Here is a 14,897-nt window from a genome sequence, read left to right on the forward strand (position 1 = left end):
AAGGTTTGGAGCCGCTTCGCGCCATGGGGTGCGCGATGGGGCGACAGTGCAGAAGACGAGCCAGCACCGCCGGCCGAGGGAGTTCCTCTCCTCGACTCCGACCATGAAGCAGGCTTCGCCTGGGAAACCGGCGTGTCAGCCCTCCGCGCCGACGTGTCAATTCCCCGGCTGACCCATCAGCGGCTCAAGCCCACTTTTTGCCAGCGTTTTCCTCAGGTCCCCTCGGGAGGGGCCGAGGGCTCGCGCGGCCGCTCCAACCAGCGCACCAGCTCGCGCGCCAGTTCAATCCGGTGATCGGCGAAGGCATGGTCGCTGTCGAGCTCGGCCGTGTCGACTCGCGCGCCGGCCTCGCGCAGGGCCTCGGCCACGCGCTTGTTCTCGGTCGCGCTGCCATGGGTGGCGTAGATCGACAGGATGGGGACACGCGTCAGCCTCGGCGCCAGTGCCGGGAGGCTCCATCCGGGCCCCTGGGAGAGGAGCTCGTCGGCGGTGCTCTCGGGAGTGGCGCCGTGCAGGGCGCGTCCGAAGTCGTTCAGGTTGGCGACCATGTGGGCGCGGCCGTTGGGTCCCGCCGTGCTCGCCCTGGCGGCGCTGCGGGCGATGTTCCAGGCGTCCAGCAGGACCAGCCCCGCCAACGGCGGCTGGCTGTCGTGTTCGGCCGCCGCCTCGTGCGCCGCCGCGTAGCCACCCATCGAGTGGCCGGCGATGACCAGTCGATTCACGTCGATGCCATGGGCGCGGATCGCCTCGGGCGAGCGGAGGAACGCCATGGCGGCGGCGGTGTCCTCCAGGCCGTGGGCGATCGAGAAGTCGCCCTCGCTGCCCCAGGCCCCTCGATAGGTGAAGGTCAGGACGTTCCACCCGGCCCGGCGTACCGCCTGGGCCAGGTCGAGGTTGCGCTCGTTACCCGGCAGGCCATGCAGCAGGAGCATCGTGGGGTGCGGCCCCGCGCCGCTGGCCAGGAAGAAGAGGGCGTTCATCCGCGAGCCGTGGCTCTCGATGAGCAGTTGCTGGTTGCGGGCCGGGTGCGCGGTGTCGCGCGGCGGGTCGACCACGGCCCTGTCCCCGGGTGCGCCCGCCGGCTTCGTCCCGGAAGCCAGCGGAGTGCAGGAAAGCAGCGCGAACGAGGCCAGGGTCACGGTCAGCTGTTTCATGGAGCGTCCTCTCCGCCGCGAACGCCACGGGCGGGCTCCAGAGCATAAGGCGTTGGACGCGCGGCGGGGTGGTAGACAGTCCCATGCGCCTCCAGTCACTCGTGCTCGCCCAAGGCGGTTTCGACCACGACATCTTCATTCCCGTGGCCCCCGAGGCCGTCCTCGCGCTGCTCTCCCGGCCCCAGGAGTGGATCCGCCTCCAGCCCCTCGTCATCGCCATCGACGAGGAGCCGCGTGCCCCGGGGATGCTCCGCATCACCGACCGACACACGATCGGAGGCCTCACGTTTCGGGCCCGGTACCGGGCCCAGGTGGTTCCGGTCGCCGGCGGGCTCGATGGACACGCGTGGAGTTTTCCCTTCATCCACGTGCTCAACCGCTACCGCTGGCACGCCCAGGAGGGGGGAACCCTGCTGCGCGAGACCACGACCATCGAAGCGCCGCGTCCGCTGCTGGGCTTCACCGTGAAGACCGCTCGGGCGGCGCACGCGAGCCTGTTGGCGAACGTGAAGCAGGCGCTCGTCGAGCGGAGCGGTGCGCGATGAGGTGCTCAGGACGGGGTTTCCAGGCCCAGGGTCCGGAGGAGCGCGCGCAGCTTGTCGGGGTTGCGCGTGATGTAGATGGCGACGATCCGGCCCGCGTCGATGGCGAGGGCCGTGCTCTGCCATGACCCATCGGGCTCGGCGGTGATGAAGCCGGGCAGCCCGTCGATCTTCCCCTCGTACACGAGGCGTGAGGCGTCGGGTCCCATGCGCTGGAAGATTCCCGCGGCGAAGCGCAGGTTCTTCTCCAGCCCGTAGATGGGGTGGAGGGCCGCCTTCGTTTTGCCTCCGCCGTCGGCGTAGAGGACCACGTCCTGGGTGAGCAGCGCCTGGAGCGCGCCCACGTCCCCGCTGCGGGTCGCGGTGAAGAACGCGGAGGCCAGCTCGCGGCCCTGGTTCTCGGTGACGGGGAAGCGGGGCCGGGCGTCGCGCACGTGGCCGCGCGCCCGGCTGGCGAGCTGCCGACAGGCGGCGGGGTCTCGGCCAATGGCACGCGCCACCTCGTCGAAGTCCATGCCAAACACGTCGTGGAGCAGGAAGGCGGCCCGTTCCAGCGGTGACAGGCGCTCCAGGGCCATCATCAGGGTCAGCGTCAAGTCGTCACCTTCCAGGGGCTCGACGATGGGCTCGGGCAGCCAGGTGCCCATGTACTGCTCATGCCGGACTCGGGCGGACTTCAGGACGTCCAGGCACAGGCGCGTCACCGTGCGCACGAGCACGGCGCTCGGGTCCCGGATGGCGGTGCGGTCCGTCTGGTGCCAGCGCAGATAGGCTTCCTGCACCACGTCTTCCGCCTCCGCGGCACTGCCCAGCATCCGGTAGGCGATGCGGAGCAGGCGCGGGCGGAGCGGGTCGAAAGCGCCCGGGGAGAGGTCGTCAGGCGGCATCACTGCGCGAGGCGACCGGATGGATGTGCCGGAAGCCGACGGCAATCCGGTTCCAGGCGTTGATGAGGGAGATCGCCAGGCTCAACTTCACGGTCTCCTGCTCGGAGAAATGCGCCCGGACCGCGGCGTAGTCCGCGTCCGGCGCGTGCGTCTGGGACACGAGCGTGAGGGCCTCGGTCCAGGTCATGGCGGCCCGCTCACGCTCGGTGTAAAGGGGCGATTCGCGCCAGGCGCTCAGCAGGTAGATGCGCTCCTCCGTCTCGCCTTGCGCGCGGGCATCCCGGGTGTGCATATGGAGGCAGAAGGCGCATCCGTTGATCTGCGAGGCGCGGATCTTCACCAGTTCCAGCAGGCTGTGCTCCAGCCCGCAGTGGGCGATCTTCTCGCTCAGGGTGAGCATGACCTTCATCAACTCCGGCTCGGCGGTCCAGGCATTCAGTCGGGCGTCCATGGGGGGCTCCTTCTCCGTGGGTTCGCCCCCAGGACGAGACACCCGACGCCGCTGTGACATGGCTTTTCCGCCGAATTTATCCGCCTGCTGCCCGCTCAGGAGTCTCGCGTGACCCCCCACCGTCGACGACGAAGCGGCTGCACCTCAGCGACCAGAAATAGTTGGCCAGGTACCAGACCTTCAGCCCGTGCAGGTAAAGCCGGGTGTCCTCGTTCGAGGCGCGGGGGTCTCGCCCCAGCTCGCGTGCGCTCCTCTCGAATTCCTCCAAGCGGGATTTGATCCAGTCGACCGTTTGGCGAATCGCCTCCTGCTCCGAGTGGCCGCGTCGGTTCATGAGGATGATCACGATGTTGTGGACGTCTCCCTGCTCCATCTCCTTTGGGAACGAGACGAGGTCGTTGGACAGGGTGATGATCTCCGACGAGAGATACTCGAGGCGTCGGAGCCTGGAGTCCGTCAAGTCCAGATGATCGCAGCGGACCCCCGCCGCGGGGACGATCAAATCGAAGCACGGATGGGCCGCTCCCGTGTGCTGTCTTTTCTCCAGGTACTCCTCGACGTCAGGACAATACCCGATGCGGCGGTTGTGTGTCTCCCACTCGTAGGACTCGAGGTAGTCGCTCACGTGCCCCGCGAAGCGCGCCTGCATGCGCGGACGGGTGACGGCCCGCAGTCTGGACCAGATGTCCTGCAATCCGGATTGAAGGGTTCGCCCCGGGACCTCGCGCGTTGTCCCGAGGGGGTCGCTCAGGATCGCCAACAGGCTCTCCCTGGAGCGTCTGGCCTTGTGTGTGCTGTGACCGTCGGCGCCATCATCGAATTGATCATCATACTCGAACAGCCAGGCCATCCAATCATGGGCCAGGAGCAGGTGGTCGCGAGCCGCCGTGGGGTAGGCCATGGCCGCGAACAAGGGGACCGCGATCCGTTGATGGCGCTCACGGCGGCCCGGCTTGTCCGTCTGCCCGACCCTGTCCAGCCAGCCATCCGTTTCATGGCAGATCCCTGGGTAATGCGTGTTGATGGGGGGAGCATCTCCCCAGGGGACGGTCTCCAGGGCCTGGTAAATCAACTGCGGGTTCATTCGAACTCCCAAGACAATAGGGGGTGAGGGAATCTCGCTAGCTCCGACGCGTGACCCGCATCCTCAAGTGCTTCGGTGTCAACGAGACATGAGCGGGGGCGGGTTCGACCGGCCCGTTCTCCACGTCGCGCACCTCCCATTTCGAGGCGATCGTCGCCAACGTCAGCATGACCTCGGTCAAACCAAGCATTTCACCAATGCAGCGGCGAGCCCCTCCGCCGAAGGGGACGAAATTGCTCATCGCCAGATCCTTGGAGCGCTCCGGGAGCCACCGGTCCGGATCGAAGAGGTCCGGCTGTGGGAAGGCGCTGGGGTTGCGGTGCAGCAGGTACGGGCTGTAGGCGATGCCGGTTCCCTGTGGAAGCAGATACCCACCCAGGACGGTTTCACGCATCGTGACCCGCGTGAAAATCCAACCCGGTGGATAGAGGCGCAGCGTCTCCATGACGATCCTGCGTGTTTCCTTCAAATGGGGAATGTCATCCCACTGCGCGTTTCGTCCTTGGAGGACGCTGTCCAGTTCGGCGTGAAGTCTCCGGGTGATGTCTGGATGAAGGCTCAGCAGGTAGAGCGCCCAGCACAAGGTCGCGGCCGACGTTTCGATTCCAGCCAACAGCAGGGTCGTGACTTGATTGTGGACCTCCCGAGGGGATAGTCCTGCCTTCTCCTCTTCATCCTTTTCTTTGAGGAGCATGGACAAGACGTCCTCACGTTCCACACCCGTATTCACATACGCGTCGATGATCTTGCGTATCTCCTCATGGAGGATCGCGATCGACTGCTTGTAACGGAGGTTGCCTGGAATGGGCAGCAGATCGAAGATCAGCCCCGGCCCCACCGTCCGGACGAAGAGACCGTTGAGATAGACGGACAAGGCCTCGGACACCCGGGCAATGGAGGCGTCGTCCATCTCCGCCGAGAACATCGAGCGGGCGGAGATCCGAGAGACGATGTGGTAGGCGGCGGCCTTGATGTCGATCCGCCTGCCATCCTCCCAGCCACGGAGCGCCTCCTCGACGACGCCGGCCATGCCCACCGAATAGGCCTTGAGGGCGTTCCTGTTGAAGGAGGGCTGGATCAAACGACGCTGCCTCTTGTGCAGCTCCGATTGGCTCGTGAGCAGTCCCGCGCCCGTCAACTCGCTCAGCTTTTCGTACAGCCCGCCTCCTTTGTCGAAGGTCGTGCTGTCATTCAACATCTGTCGTGTGAGTTCGGCATCGGTGACCACGACCAGGGGCATCTGCCCGATATAGACACGGACCAGTCCTCCGACCTCGGCCAGCGAGCAGAGAAACTCACGCGAGCGGTTGAGCAGTGGCAACGAATGCCCGAGTAAAGGTAGCCGAGCGGGGGCCGTCGGAACTTGCAAGAGAGACGCTTGTGTCATGCCTGCACAACCAATCCCAGACCGTGGTCGGTTGCAAGAAAGAAGCGGGGGACACCGATCGCGGAGTCTGGGTTTCATGTTTCCCATCAAAAGATTCGATGGATGGATGTCCATGCGGCTCCCTCCGCGGTTCCGCTTCCCCTGGGGTTGACGAGCGGTGTCTGGCATTCCGAGCCGCATGCGCTTGCCGTGGGCATGTCCGCTCCGACCCGTCTCCGTAGGCGAAGAGAGGCACCAGCCGTTGCCGGTCGGAGTCGGCTGGCGCTTTGCCCTGGGCGACTCGTAACTCGCCCGGGCCCTCGCGAGCAGGCACGCACGGCCCGCGCATGGCTGGACCGTCCAGGCGCTCGCCGGGCAGGCGCACATGTCGAGGCGTCCCTGCCGTCGAGCGGTTCCGAAAGACGTTTGGAGCGTCCCCAACGGATTATTATTTCACGGCTGAACGGACCCTTGCGGTCCAAACGGATTCACCCGCGGGCAACACCTTGTGCACAGCGGGGAGCAACTTGGGCTCTCATCCGCCGAGAATCCGTGCATGAGGATTCTCGCTCCCGCCCATCACGCTGCTCCCGTCCACCCCAACGCCCCCAAGTCGAAGGGCCCGACGGACTTCAAGATCGGCTCGTTCAACGTCCTCGGCGCCAGCCACACCGCGCCCGGTGGGAACAAGGCGTCCCGCCCCTCCGGCGTGGAGCGGATGAAGCTCGCCGCGCAGGCGATTCAGCAGCACAAGCTGGACGTCATCGGCTTCCAGGAGTTCGAGCCGAGCCAGCGCAAGGCGTTCATGCACGACACCCGGAACCAGTTCGACATGTACCCGGGGAAGTACGGGGGCGCGGACCCGGTGAACTCGGTCGCGTGGCGCAAGGACACGTTCGAGTTCGTGAAGGGGACGCACGTGACCGTCCCGTACTTCGAGGGCAACAAGAAGCAGATGCCGGTGGTGCTGCTGAAGAGCAAGGAGACCGGGCAGAAGGTGTGGGTGATGAACGTCCACAACCCGGCTGACACCAAGAGCCACCCGCACAACGAGAAGAACCGCGACATCGCGACCGCGAAGGAGATCGCGTTCATCAAGCACCTGGAGAAGACGACCGGCCATCCGGTGATCCTGACGGGTGACATGAACGAGAAGGCGGAGGCCCGGCAGCACATCACGAAGGGCACCGACATGGAGGCGGCGATGAATGGGAAGAACCCGCGCTCGCATCAGGTGGGGATCGACTGGATCTTCGGGTCGCCCTCCGTGCACTTCGACGGCTATGACCGCGACACCAGCAACAAGGTCCGGCGCGCGAGCGACCATCCGCTGATCTACAGCAACGTGCACATCCCGGCTGGCAAGAAGAAGTAGTGCCCCGCGCTGTGCTTGTGTTGCTGACGTGGCCCTCCGGGTGATCAGTCCGAGCGGGCGCGCAGCCGCGCCACGTGAGAGGCGATCTGCCGGAGCGCATCCAGGTGGGCGGGAGACCAGGTGGGCGAGGCCCCCGAGGGCGGGGTCGGCACGTCGTGATCGTCTCCGAGCCCGGCCGAGCGCGAGGCGCGCACCCGGTTCATGATCTGCTCGCGCAGGGCCGCCGGGTTCTCGATGCCCGCGAGCAGACCGACGTGGCTGGCCTGCTCCAGGTTCTGCTGGGGCCCGCCGCCGCCGCCGCCCGCTGTTTCGATCACCAGGTCCGAGAAGTCGAAGACCCGCTGGAGGGGTCCCTGGGAAATCTTCACGTTCTGCACGTTGTCGAAGGTGATGGTGGTCTCGTGCAGCGTCCACACGCCCCGCCGGATGCGCAGGGCGCGGTCGGAGAGCACGTACCAGGTGGTGTCGAAGCCCAGGTGGATGGACACGTACCCGACGAGCCCGAACAGGACGACGAGGCCGAGCACGGGAACGAGCATCCAGGGCCGGATGGACGAGGTCAGCAGGAGCGGCGCGCCCACGACGCCGATCGTGAGCAGCGTGCTGAGCATGCCGAGCCAGAAGGACACCTTGCGGTAGCGCAGCCAGCCCGTGCACGGCCGCAGGGAGACGACCTGGGTACCGGAGGCGGTGGGCAGCACCGGGGGCTGGTCGGGCACGTGGAAGAGGTCCGTCAACACGGCCCAGAGGCCCTGGTAGATCCAGGCGGAGGCCTGCCTCGTGCGGGGCGGGGTCATGGCGTGGAGTCCTTCCGGGCGGGCAGTGACGAGACGACGACCTCCAGGTCCGAGGCGATGCGCCGCAGCAGCGCCAGGGCCTCGTCCGCGGAGGGCGCGGACTCCGGGAGCGCGGGAGCCTCGGGCTTGTCGAGCCCCTTGGCGCCGCGCATCTTCATGTAGAGGAAATCGCGCAGCGGCTCGAACTCGAGCAGTCCCTCGATCTGCATCTCCGGGGTGGCGCTGCCGCTGGCGGTCTGGATGCTGATGGTGGCCAGGCCCATCCAGCGCTGGAGCAGGTTGCGGGTGACGTGGATGTCCTGGATGCGCCGGTAGGTGAGGTGCACCTCGCGCCGGAACAGGATGCCCCAGCTCATCGAGAACCCGTCGTCGGTGAAGGCGTACTGGAGCGTCTGGTAGCGAAAGAAGCTCACCAACCAGACGACGGGGAAGGCGGCCAACGTGGCCAGGGACACGAGGGTGTAATAACCGAGCAGCACGGGCGCAGGCCGGGTGAGGCCGCGCGGATCGAACGCGGGAGGAGGCGCCATGGGTCCAGCCACTCTACCCGGCCCGGACCTCCTGTCGCACGACGGTGGGGTATATTGTTTGGGATGAGCGCTACCGTCACGGAAGACCCCGGGGCGACAGTCGTGCGGAACGTGTGCCCGCATAACTGTCCGGACACATGTTCCATGCTGACCACGGTCAAGGCTGGCCGAGCTGTCGAAGTCCGAGGGAATCCCGACCATCCGACGACTCGGGGCTTCCTCTGCGCGAAGGTCTCTCGGTACCTGGAGCGGACCTATCATGCCGGCCGCGTGCTCCACCCGATGCGCCGTGTGGGCGCGAAAGGTGAGGGACGCTTCGAGCGGATCTCCTGGAAGGAGGCGCTCGACGAGATCGCGCACCGGTTCAAGGGCATCATCGCGCAGTGGGGGCCGCAGGCCATCCTGCCGTACTCGTTCAGCGGCACGCTCGGGCTGCTGCACAACAGCTCGATGGATCGACGGTTCTTCCACAAGCTCGGCGCCTCGCTCCTCGATCGCACCATCTGCGGCTCCGCCGGCGTGGTCGGCATGGCCTACAGCATGGGGAGCTCCATGGGCATGGATACCGAGAGCTTCGAAGGCGCGCGCACGATCCTCCTGTGGGGCACCAACACGTTGACCTCGAATCCCCACCTCTGGCCGTTCGTCACCGCGGCGCGCAAGAGAGGGGCGCGGGTGATTGCGATCGATCCACGCAAGACGCGGACCGCGGAGCAGTGCGACGAGCATATCGCGCTGCTGCCGGGCACTGACGCCGCGCTGGCGCTCGGGATGATGCACGTCATCTTCCGCGACGGGCTGGGCGATGAGGACTACATGGCCCGCTACTGCGTGGGTCGGAACGAGCTGGCGGCGCGCGCCGCCGAGTACCCGCCCGAGCGGGTGGCGGCCATCTGCGGGATTCCAGCGGCATCGGTCGAGGCCCTCGCGGTTGAATACGCGACGAGCAAGCCCGCGGCCATCCGCCTGAATTTCGGGATGCAGCGCCACACGGGCGGAGGGATGGCGGCGCGCGCCATCACGTGCTTGCCCGCGGTGACCGGCGCCTGGCGCTCCGCCTCGGGGGGGGTCCAGCTATGGACCTTCGAAACCTTTCCGCTCAATCACGCCGCGTTGCAGCGTTTCGATCTGATCCCGCCCGGCACCCGCACGCTCAACATGGTCGAACTCGGGCGGATCCTCACGGAGGTCTCCGACCCACCCGTCAAGGCCCTGTTTGTCTATAATTCGAATCCCGCCAGCGTGGCTCCCGACCTGGAGCGCGTCAAGGCTGGGCTCCAGCGCGAGGATCTCTTCACGGTCGTTCACGAGCAGTTCCACACGGACACGGCCCACTTCGCGGATCTCCTCCTCCCGGCGACCACTCAGCTCGAGCACGTGGACATGCACGCCGGGTACGGTCACCTGTATGTCATGTGGAACGCGGCGGCGATCGCGCCACTCGGCGAGGCCGTCCCGAATACGGAACTCTTCAGAAAGCTCGCGGCGCACATGGGCTTCAGCGAGCCGTGCTTCCAGGACAGTGACGAATCCATGGCCCGGCAGGCGCTGCACGGTGAGCACCCATGGCTTTCGGGCATCTCACTCGAGCGCGTTCAAGCCGAGGGCTCGGTGCGCCTGAATGTGCCGACGCCGTTCGCCCCGTACGCCGAAGGAGGCTTCTCGACGCCCTCCGGCAAGTGCGAGTTCTTCTCCGCGAGGATGGCCCGCGACGGCCATGACCCGCTGCCGACATGGACTCCCCCACGGGAGAGCAGCGCTTCGAGCCCCGAGCTCTTCGCACGCTATCCGCTGGCGCTCATCTCACCGCCCGGTCATTACTTCTTGAACAGCACGTTCAGCAATGTGCTGACGCGCTTCGAGAAGGGCCCGCGGCTGGAGATCCATCCCACCGACGCGGCGGCGCGCGCGATCCTCAACGGCCAGAGGGTCCGTATCCGGAATGATCGCGGCGCGTTCCTGGCCGAGGCCTCCGTGACGGAGAGGGCGCGGCCGGGGGTGGTTGTCGCTCCGTCGCTCTGGTCAAGCGCGCTCACCCCTGATGGGCGGAACGTGAATCACACGACTTCGCAGGCGGTGACCGACATGGGCGGCGGGGCGACGTTCTACGACAACCTCGTGGAGGTCGAGGCCGTGGGCTGAGCGGGAACGCCGTGGGGCGGCCCTCGCGCTGGCTCAGATCTGGGCGACGCCGCCATCGACGAACAGCTCGACGCCGTTGACGTAGCTGCTGTCGTCCGAGGCGAGGAACACGGCGACCTTGGCCATCTCGTCGGGGTCCGCCATCCGGCCCATGGGGATCATGTTGGCGAACTGCTCGTAGACCTCCTTCGCGTGCGCCTCGCCCCCGGCGAGCGTGTGCAGGGTATGCATTCCCGGCGTCCGGGTGGCGCCCGGGCTGAGGACGTTGACGCGGATGGGGCGGCCCTTCAGGTCGAGGATCCAGTTGCGGGCGAAGCTGCGCACGGCCGCCTTGGTCGCGCTGTAGACGCTGAACGCCGGCGTGGCCATGACGCTCGTCGTCGAGCCGTTGATGATGATGGAGGCCCCCTCCCGCAGCAGCGGCAGTGCCTTCTGGACCGTGAACAGCACGCCCTTGACGTTGGTGTTGAAGGTGTCGTCGAAGTGCTTCTCCGTGATGGTGCCCAGGGCGGCGAACTCCCCCGTGCCCGCGTTGGCGAAGACGATGTCCAGGGCGTCCGCCTTCTGCTTCACCACCTCGTAGAGCCGGTCGATGTCGGCCAGCTTGGACATGTCGCCCTGGACGCCCGTGGCCTGGGGACCGATCGCCTTCACCGCGGCGTCCAGCTCCGCCTGACGGCGGCCCGTGATGAAGACCCGCGCCCCCTCGGCGGCGAAACGCTTCGCCGTGGCGAGCCCGATTCCCCCATTGCCACCCGTCACCACGGCCACCTTGCCCTGCAGTTTGTTGCTCATCGTCGTGTCTCCCGGTCCTGGGCGAGGGCAGTCCGTCGCCTGTGGGAGGTACTTAACGGGGAACGATTGGCCCCACGGGTGGCGTTTATGGGAACCTGCGTTCCTGAATTGGAACGCCGAGGGCCGGATGCGGGACTTGAACGACATGTACTTCTTCACCGAGGTGGTCTCGAACGGAGGCTTCGCGCCGGCGGGCCGGGTGCTGCGGCAGCCCAAGTCGAAGCTCAGCCGCCGGGTGGCGCGGCTCGAGCAGAGCCTCGGGGTGCGGCTGATCGAACGCTCCTCGCGCAGCTTTCGCGTCACCGACGTGGGCCAGGCCTTCTACGACCACTGCCAGAACGTGCTGGCGGAGGTGAACCGGGCCGAGGCCGTGGTGGCCGCCACCCAGGGCGAGCCGCATGGGACCGTCCGGTTCAACTGCCCCCTGGGCCTCGTCGATTCGCTGGGGTGCCTGCTCGTCAGCTTCATGAATCGCTACCCCCGGGTGAACCTGCAGGTGGTGGCCACCAATCGGCGGGTCGATCTCATCGCCGAGCGCATCGACCTCGCGCTGCGCGTGAGCCCCCTGATGGATACCGACGCGGCCTTCACCGTGCGCAAGCTCCTGGAGAGCAACTGCATCCTCGTCGCATCGCCGACGTGGGCCCAGCGCCTCGCGGGGCGAGGCGTGGAGGAGCTGGCGTCGGTGCCCACCTTGAGCCTTTCCGAACACGAAGGGCAGGACACCTGGGCGTTCCTGGGGCCCGAGCAGCGGACGTTCACCCTGCAGCACAAGCCCCGCCTGTCCTGTGGAGATGGCCCGACCCTCCGCTCGGCGGCGATCGACGGGCTCGGGGTCGCCCTGTTGCCCGAACCCCTCTGCGGCGCCGCCGTGCGCTCGGGCCAGCTCGTCCGGGTGTTCCCCGACTGGCACACCCAGCAGGGCCTGGTCCACCTCGTCTACACCAGCCGCCGGGGCCTTCCCCCCCCGGTGTCCGCGTTGATCGCGCACCTGACGGAGCATGTCCGGGGGTTGACGTGCGCGAGGACGGAGCCCTGAGCTCGGGGCTGGGCCGCCCGCTGGGAGGCCACCCGTATCCCGTCAGGGCCAGGTCTTCTCGCCGGTGGGCTCAGGACGCCGGGTCATCCAGTTCGGGGTAGCGGCGGAAGATGCCCTGCTCGTTGAACGGCTGGGCGCGGGGGGAGTTCTTGTACGCGGCGATGCGGGGGCGCTCCGCGACCCGCTGACGCAAGGCCATGACGCCCGGGAACCGGGGCGCGACGCGGCGCATGGCGTTGGGAAAGGCATACGTCAGGCCTTGCACGAGCTGGAACAGCGCCAGCTCCGGGTAGCTGAAGTCCTGGCCGAGCAGGTACTTGCCCCCTCCCTGGGGATTCTCCTGGAGGACGCGCTCGAAGTAGCCCAGGTACTTCGGAAGGCGGTGGGCGCGGAAGTCCTCGGCGCGAGCCCTCGCGACCTCCTTCTGCTCTTCGTAGTACTTCATCACGGCGACAGGATGGTGGGTGTCGTGTGCCTCCGCGACCGCGTCCGCGATCGTGAGCTGCAATTGGCGCGCATGCAGACACGAGGTCTCGTCGGAGGGGACGAGACCGAAACGTTCGCCCAGATAGGAGCAGATGTTGGCGGTCTGGGAGAGCACGAGGTCACCCACCTTCAACAGAGGCGGCGCGTAGGCGGGCACGGGGCCCCGGCCCACCCGGTCCATGACGGCCTTGCCCCCCTCCTGGGAGGACATGCCCACATCCACCCAATCCGCGCCGGCCTCTTCGAGCACCAGTCGCACGAACTCGCCCCGGCCGGGGATGCCGGGCCAATAGTACAACTCGAACTTCACGTCGCTCATCTGGACTCTCCTCGCGTGGGCGTGCTGGCCGCCACGCCTGGTGGGCTCACCCGGCACTCCATCAACCGCGGGAGCGCCGTGAAAGCGAATCAGCCCCGACTCCCACCGAGATCTGCCGCGTAGAACGGCGCCAGCCGGGCGATGGCCTGATCCACGTACTCGGCCTTGCTGTACAGGTCGTAATGGCCCGCGCCCTCGACGACGAAGAACTCCTTCTGGGTGCGCGCGAGGTCGAAAAGCGTCTGGCCGTCTTCGTAGGAGCCCGTGATGCCGATGCGACCGCCGACGATGACCTGGAGCGGCTGCGTCAGCAGCTCGGGCACGAGGTGGAAGGCGTCGAATCCCAACAAGGCCCCGAAGCTGCGGAAGTAGACGCGGTTGGTGGAGTTCGTGTGGCGCCAGGGCGGCGTCCGGTAGAACCTGATGGCGTCGAGCACGTCGGGATCGGTGACTCCGGCGGCTTGTGCTTCTTCCAGGGTATCGGGAATCCAGGGGTCGCGGCGCTGCGCTCCGCCCCGCGCCTCGAGCGTCCGCTGCTGTCCGACCGCATCGAGGATTTTCAGGACGTCCGCCATCGGCTGCATGCGCCGGAACGCCCGACCGATATTGCTGGCCACCACCGTGCCCACCGCCTTGAACCGATGTTCGGTCAAAGCGGCGTTCACCGCATAGCCGCCCCCCGCGCAGATACCGAGCAGGCCGACACGGTTCTCGCCGACGTAGGGCAGCGTCATGAGGAAATCGACGGCGCAGCGAATGTCCTCCACGCGCGCTGACGGATCTTCCAGATCGCGGGGGTGGCCATCGCTTTCACCCTGGTAGGAAGGATCGAAGGTGAGCGTCACGAACCCACGGGCCGTCAGCCTGTCCGCGTAGATCGCGCCGATCTGCTCCTTCACGCTGCTCCCAGGCGTGGCGAGGACGATGGCCGCATGGGTACCGGCCTCGTCGAAGCCCTCGGGGAGGCGAAGGACACCCGCGAGGGTGAGGTTTCCGTTCCTGAACGAAATGCTTTTCAGCACGTGCGCCATCCCGTTGCTTCTCCTGGTGCGACAGGCTCCCGCCTGTCGTTCGGTGATGAATGCGGCGGCGTGGAGGCTTCCGACTGGGCAGGAGGCCGAAGCACGCCACGGAACCGTGGGTCATTCGGCGTCTTCGCATAGCGCGCGGGCGTCGTCCCCACGAGTCGCCGGAAGTGACGTGTCAGCTGCGCCTGGTCGTAGAAGCCCACCAAGGGGGCGAGTTCGGAGGGCCTCACCCCGCGGTGGAGCAGTTCCTTCGCACGGGCGACGCGCAGATGCGTGAGGTACGCGTGCGGAGGCATCCCGACCTGTGCGCGGAAGGCACGGCACAGATGGAACTTGTCGAGCTTCGCGTGCGTCGCGAGTTCCTCCAGGGAGATCGATTCCTCGAGGTGCTCGTGGATGAACGCCAGCGCGCGTCGCACGGGACGCGAGGGGTCCGACCGTGTGTCGCGGGTCGCCCCCAGCGCCTGGAGGGCCTCCGCGAGCGCCACCTCCAGCGTGAAGCGGTCCTCGCCGGAACAGGCCGCGTCGAGCAGCCGATGGAAGGGCGCGGCGCGAGGGTCACCGGGCTCGAACTGGGGCGTCACCACGGCGTCTGTCTCGCGAACGACCCGGGCCACGTCGTCCGTCGGCAAGAGGACGACGCTGAAGACCGTGGGTCCGCGATGCCGCAGGTGGCGCACCACGTCGCCGGGCCGCTTCAGGAGGATGCATCCGGACACCGAGCGCCGGATACACCCGCCGCCCCACCACTCGGTGTCGCCCTCGTCGATGCGCCCGATACCCCAGTGTTCCTTGATGCCGGTATGCAGCGATGTCGTCATGCCGCGCATCACGCGCAGGCCGGGAAGCGCGGCGGGAAGCTCGGTGAAGCTCTCCATCGGCGCAGTGTAGCGCGACCCCCG

Annotated in this window: 15 protein-coding genes; 4 read left to right on the plus strand and 11 right to left on the minus strand. The window is 67.2% G+C overall.

The window, feature by feature from the left end; genetic code table 11:
• Positions 1–212: 212 nt before the first annotated feature.
• Positions 213–1,154, minus strand: coding sequence for an alpha/beta hydrolase family protein (locus I3V78_RS12835; RefSeq protein WP_204487550.1), 942 nt, complete (start codon positions 1,152–1,154; stop codon positions 213–215).
• A gap of 83 nt (positions 1,155–1,237) precedes the next feature.
• On the opposite strand from I3V78_RS12835, the gene I3V78_RS12840 reads away from it, so the two are divergent.
• Positions 1,238–1,699 carry an SRPBCC family protein gene (locus tag I3V78_RS12840; RefSeq protein ID WP_204487552.1) on the plus strand — a complete coding sequence of 154 codons (462 nt, stop codon included), beginning with the start codon at positions 1,238–1,240 and terminating at the stop codon, positions 1,697–1,699.
• A gap of 5 nt (positions 1,700–1,704) precedes the next feature.
• Here I3V78_RS12840 and I3V78_RS12845 read toward each other — a convergent pair whose 3' ends face one another.
• From I3V78_RS12845 to I3V78_RS12860, 4 genes are all read right to left on the minus strand, one after another.
• Positions 1,705–2,583 (minus strand): sigma-70 family RNA polymerase sigma factor, encoded by an 879-nt coding sequence (locus tag I3V78_RS12845; protein WP_204487554.1) that lies wholly within the window; start codon positions 2,581–2,583, stop codon positions 1,705–1,707.
• The gene (locus tag I3V78_RS12850) at positions 2,573–3,034 is read right to left on the minus strand and encodes a carboxymuconolactone decarboxylase family protein (RefSeq protein WP_204487556.1); all 462 of its coding nucleotides are present in this window, start codon (positions 3,032–3,034) and stop codon (positions 2,573–2,575) included. Before I3V78_RS12850 ends, I3V78_RS12845 begins: the two co-directional genes overlap by 11 nt.
• A gap of 76 nt (positions 3,035–3,110) precedes the next feature.
• Entirely contained in the window at positions 3,111–4,118 is a 1,008-nt protein-coding gene (locus I3V78_RS12855; protein ID WP_204487559.1) for a terpene synthase family protein, read from the minus strand.
• A 37-nt stretch (positions 4,119–4,155) separates the two neighbouring features.
• Complete coding sequence (locus I3V78_RS12860) at positions 4,156–5,871, minus strand: cytochrome P450 (RefSeq protein ID WP_338023551.1); 1,716 nt, start codon at positions 5,869–5,871, stop codon at positions 4,156–4,158.
• 169 nt (positions 5,872–6,040) lie between these two features.
• On the opposite strand from I3V78_RS12860, the gene I3V78_RS12865 reads away from it, so the two are divergent.
• Positions 6,041–6,859, plus strand: coding sequence for an endonuclease/exonuclease/phosphatase family protein (locus I3V78_RS12865; protein WP_204487568.1), 819 nt, complete (start codon positions 6,041–6,043; stop codon positions 6,857–6,859).
• 44 nt (positions 6,860–6,903) lie between these two features.
• Here the strand turns inward: I3V78_RS12865 and I3V78_RS12870 are convergent, their stop codons facing one another.
• Together I3V78_RS12870 and I3V78_RS12875 are read right to left on the minus strand one after the other, a co-directional pair.
• Positions 6,904–7,656, minus strand: a complete 753-nt coding sequence (locus tag I3V78_RS12870; RefSeq protein WP_204487570.1) for a PH domain-containing protein — start codon at positions 7,654–7,656, stop codon at positions 6,904–6,906.
• On the minus strand, positions 7,653–8,186 hold the full coding sequence (locus I3V78_RS12875; protein WP_239576403.1) for a PH domain-containing protein: 534 nt from the start codon (positions 8,184–8,186) through the stop codon (positions 7,653–7,655). Before I3V78_RS12875 ends, I3V78_RS12870 begins: the two co-directional genes overlap by 4 nt.
• 63 nt (positions 8,187–8,249) lie before the next feature.
• Between I3V78_RS12875 and I3V78_RS12880 the strand changes: the two genes are divergently transcribed.
• Positions 8,250–10,328 (plus strand): molybdopterin-containing oxidoreductase family protein, encoded by a 2,079-nt coding sequence (locus tag I3V78_RS12880; RefSeq protein WP_204487573.1) that lies wholly within the window; start codon positions 8,250–8,252, stop codon positions 10,326–10,328.
• 33 nt (positions 10,329–10,361) lie between these two features.
• Here I3V78_RS12880 and I3V78_RS12885 read toward each other — a convergent pair whose 3' ends face one another.
• Positions 10,362–11,123 (minus strand): SDR family NAD(P)-dependent oxidoreductase, encoded by a 762-nt coding sequence (locus I3V78_RS12885; protein WP_204487576.1) that lies wholly within the window; start codon positions 11,121–11,123, stop codon positions 10,362–10,364.
• A 127-nt stretch (positions 11,124–11,250) separates the two neighbouring features.
• Here I3V78_RS12885 and I3V78_RS12890 point away from each other — a divergent pair, with 127 nt between their 5' ends.
• Complete coding sequence (locus I3V78_RS12890) at positions 11,251–12,162, plus strand: LysR substrate-binding domain-containing protein (protein ID WP_204487578.1); 912 nt, start codon at positions 11,251–11,253, stop codon at positions 12,160–12,162.
• A gap of 70 nt (positions 12,163–12,232) precedes the next feature.
• Here I3V78_RS12890 and I3V78_RS12895 read toward each other — a convergent pair whose 3' ends face one another.
• The 3 genes from I3V78_RS12895 to I3V78_RS12905 form a co-directional block, all read right to left on the minus strand.
• Positions 12,233–12,967 carry a glutathione S-transferase gene (locus tag I3V78_RS12895; RefSeq protein ID WP_204487581.1) on the minus strand — a complete coding sequence of 245 codons (735 nt, stop codon included), beginning with the start codon at positions 12,965–12,967 and terminating at the stop codon, positions 12,233–12,235.
• An 89-nt stretch (positions 12,968–13,056) separates the two neighbouring features.
• Positions 13,057–13,998 (minus strand): alpha/beta hydrolase, encoded by a 942-nt coding sequence (locus tag I3V78_RS12900; RefSeq protein WP_204487583.1) that lies wholly within the window; start codon positions 13,996–13,998, stop codon positions 13,057–13,059.
• Entirely contained in the window at positions 13,983–14,873 is an 891-nt protein-coding gene (locus I3V78_RS12905; RefSeq protein ID WP_204487585.1) for an AraC family transcriptional regulator, read from the minus strand. The genes I3V78_RS12900 and I3V78_RS12905 overlap by 16 nt, the downstream gene beginning before the upstream one ends.
• Between the last annotated feature and the right edge of the window lie 24 nt (positions 14,874–14,897).

The sequence above is a fragment of the Archangium primigenium genome (assembly GCF_016904885.1).
GTDB classification, from domain to species: domain Bacteria; phylum Myxococcota; class Myxococcia; order Myxococcales; family Myxococcaceae; genus Cystobacter; species Cystobacter primigenius.

Bases quoted from the DNA above. Each gene is read 5' to 3' on its own strand.
- I3V78_RS12865 (WP_204487568.1), top strand. From the start codon at position 6,041: ATGAGGATTCTCGCTCCCGCCCATCACGCTGCTCCCGTCCACCCCAAC.
- I3V78_RS12850 (WP_204487556.1), bottom strand. From the start codon at position 3,034: ATGGACGCCCGACTGAATGCCTGGACCGCCGAGCCGGAGTTGATGAAG.
- I3V78_RS12890 (WP_204487578.1), top strand. From the start codon at position 11,251: ATGCGGGACTTGAACGACATGTACTTCTTCACCGAGGTGGTCTCGAAC.
- I3V78_RS12880 (WP_204487573.1), top strand. From the start codon at position 8,250: ATGAGCGCTACCGTCACGGAAGACCCCGGGGCGACAGTCGTGCGGAAC.
- I3V78_RS12845 (WP_204487554.1), bottom strand. From the start codon at position 2,583: ATGCCGCCTGACGACCTCTCCCCGGGCGCTTTCGACCCGCTCCGCCCG.
- I3V78_RS12895 (WP_204487581.1), bottom strand. From the start codon at position 12,967: ATGAGCGACGTGAAGTTCGAGTTGTACTATTGGCCCGGCATCCCCGGC.
- I3V78_RS12840 (WP_204487552.1), top strand. From the start codon at position 1,238: ATGCGCCTCCAGTCACTCGTGCTCGCCCAAGGCGGTTTCGACCACGAC.
- I3V78_RS12885 (WP_204487576.1), bottom strand. From the start codon at position 11,123: ATGAGCAACAAACTGCAGGGCAAGGTGGCCGTGGTGACGGGTGGCAAT.
- I3V78_RS12875 (WP_239576403.1), bottom strand. From the start codon at position 8,186: ATGGCGCCTCCTCCCGCGTTCGATCCGCGCGGCCTCACCCGGCCTGCG.
- I3V78_RS12905 (WP_204487585.1), bottom strand. From the start codon at position 14,873: ATGGAGAGCTTCACCGAGCTTCCCGCCGCGCTTCCCGGCCTGCGCGTG.
- I3V78_RS12835 (WP_204487550.1), bottom strand. From the start codon at position 1,154: ATGAAACAGCTGACCGTGACCCTGGCCTCGTTCGCGCTGCTTTCCTGC.
- I3V78_RS12870 (WP_204487570.1), bottom strand. From the start codon at position 7,656: ATGACCCCGCCCCGCACGAGGCAGGCCTCCGCCTGGATCTACCAGGGC.
- I3V78_RS12855 (WP_204487559.1), bottom strand. From the start codon at position 4,118: ATGAACCCGCAGTTGATTTACCAGGCCCTGGAGACCGTCCCCTGGGGA.
- I3V78_RS12860 (WP_338023551.1), bottom strand. From the start codon at position 5,871: ATGTGCGCCTGCCCGGCGAGCGCCTGGACGGTCCAGCCATGCGCGGGC.
- I3V78_RS12900 (WP_204487583.1), bottom strand. From the start codon at position 13,998: ATGGCGCACGTGCTGAAAAGCATTTCGTTCAGGAACGGAAACCTCACC.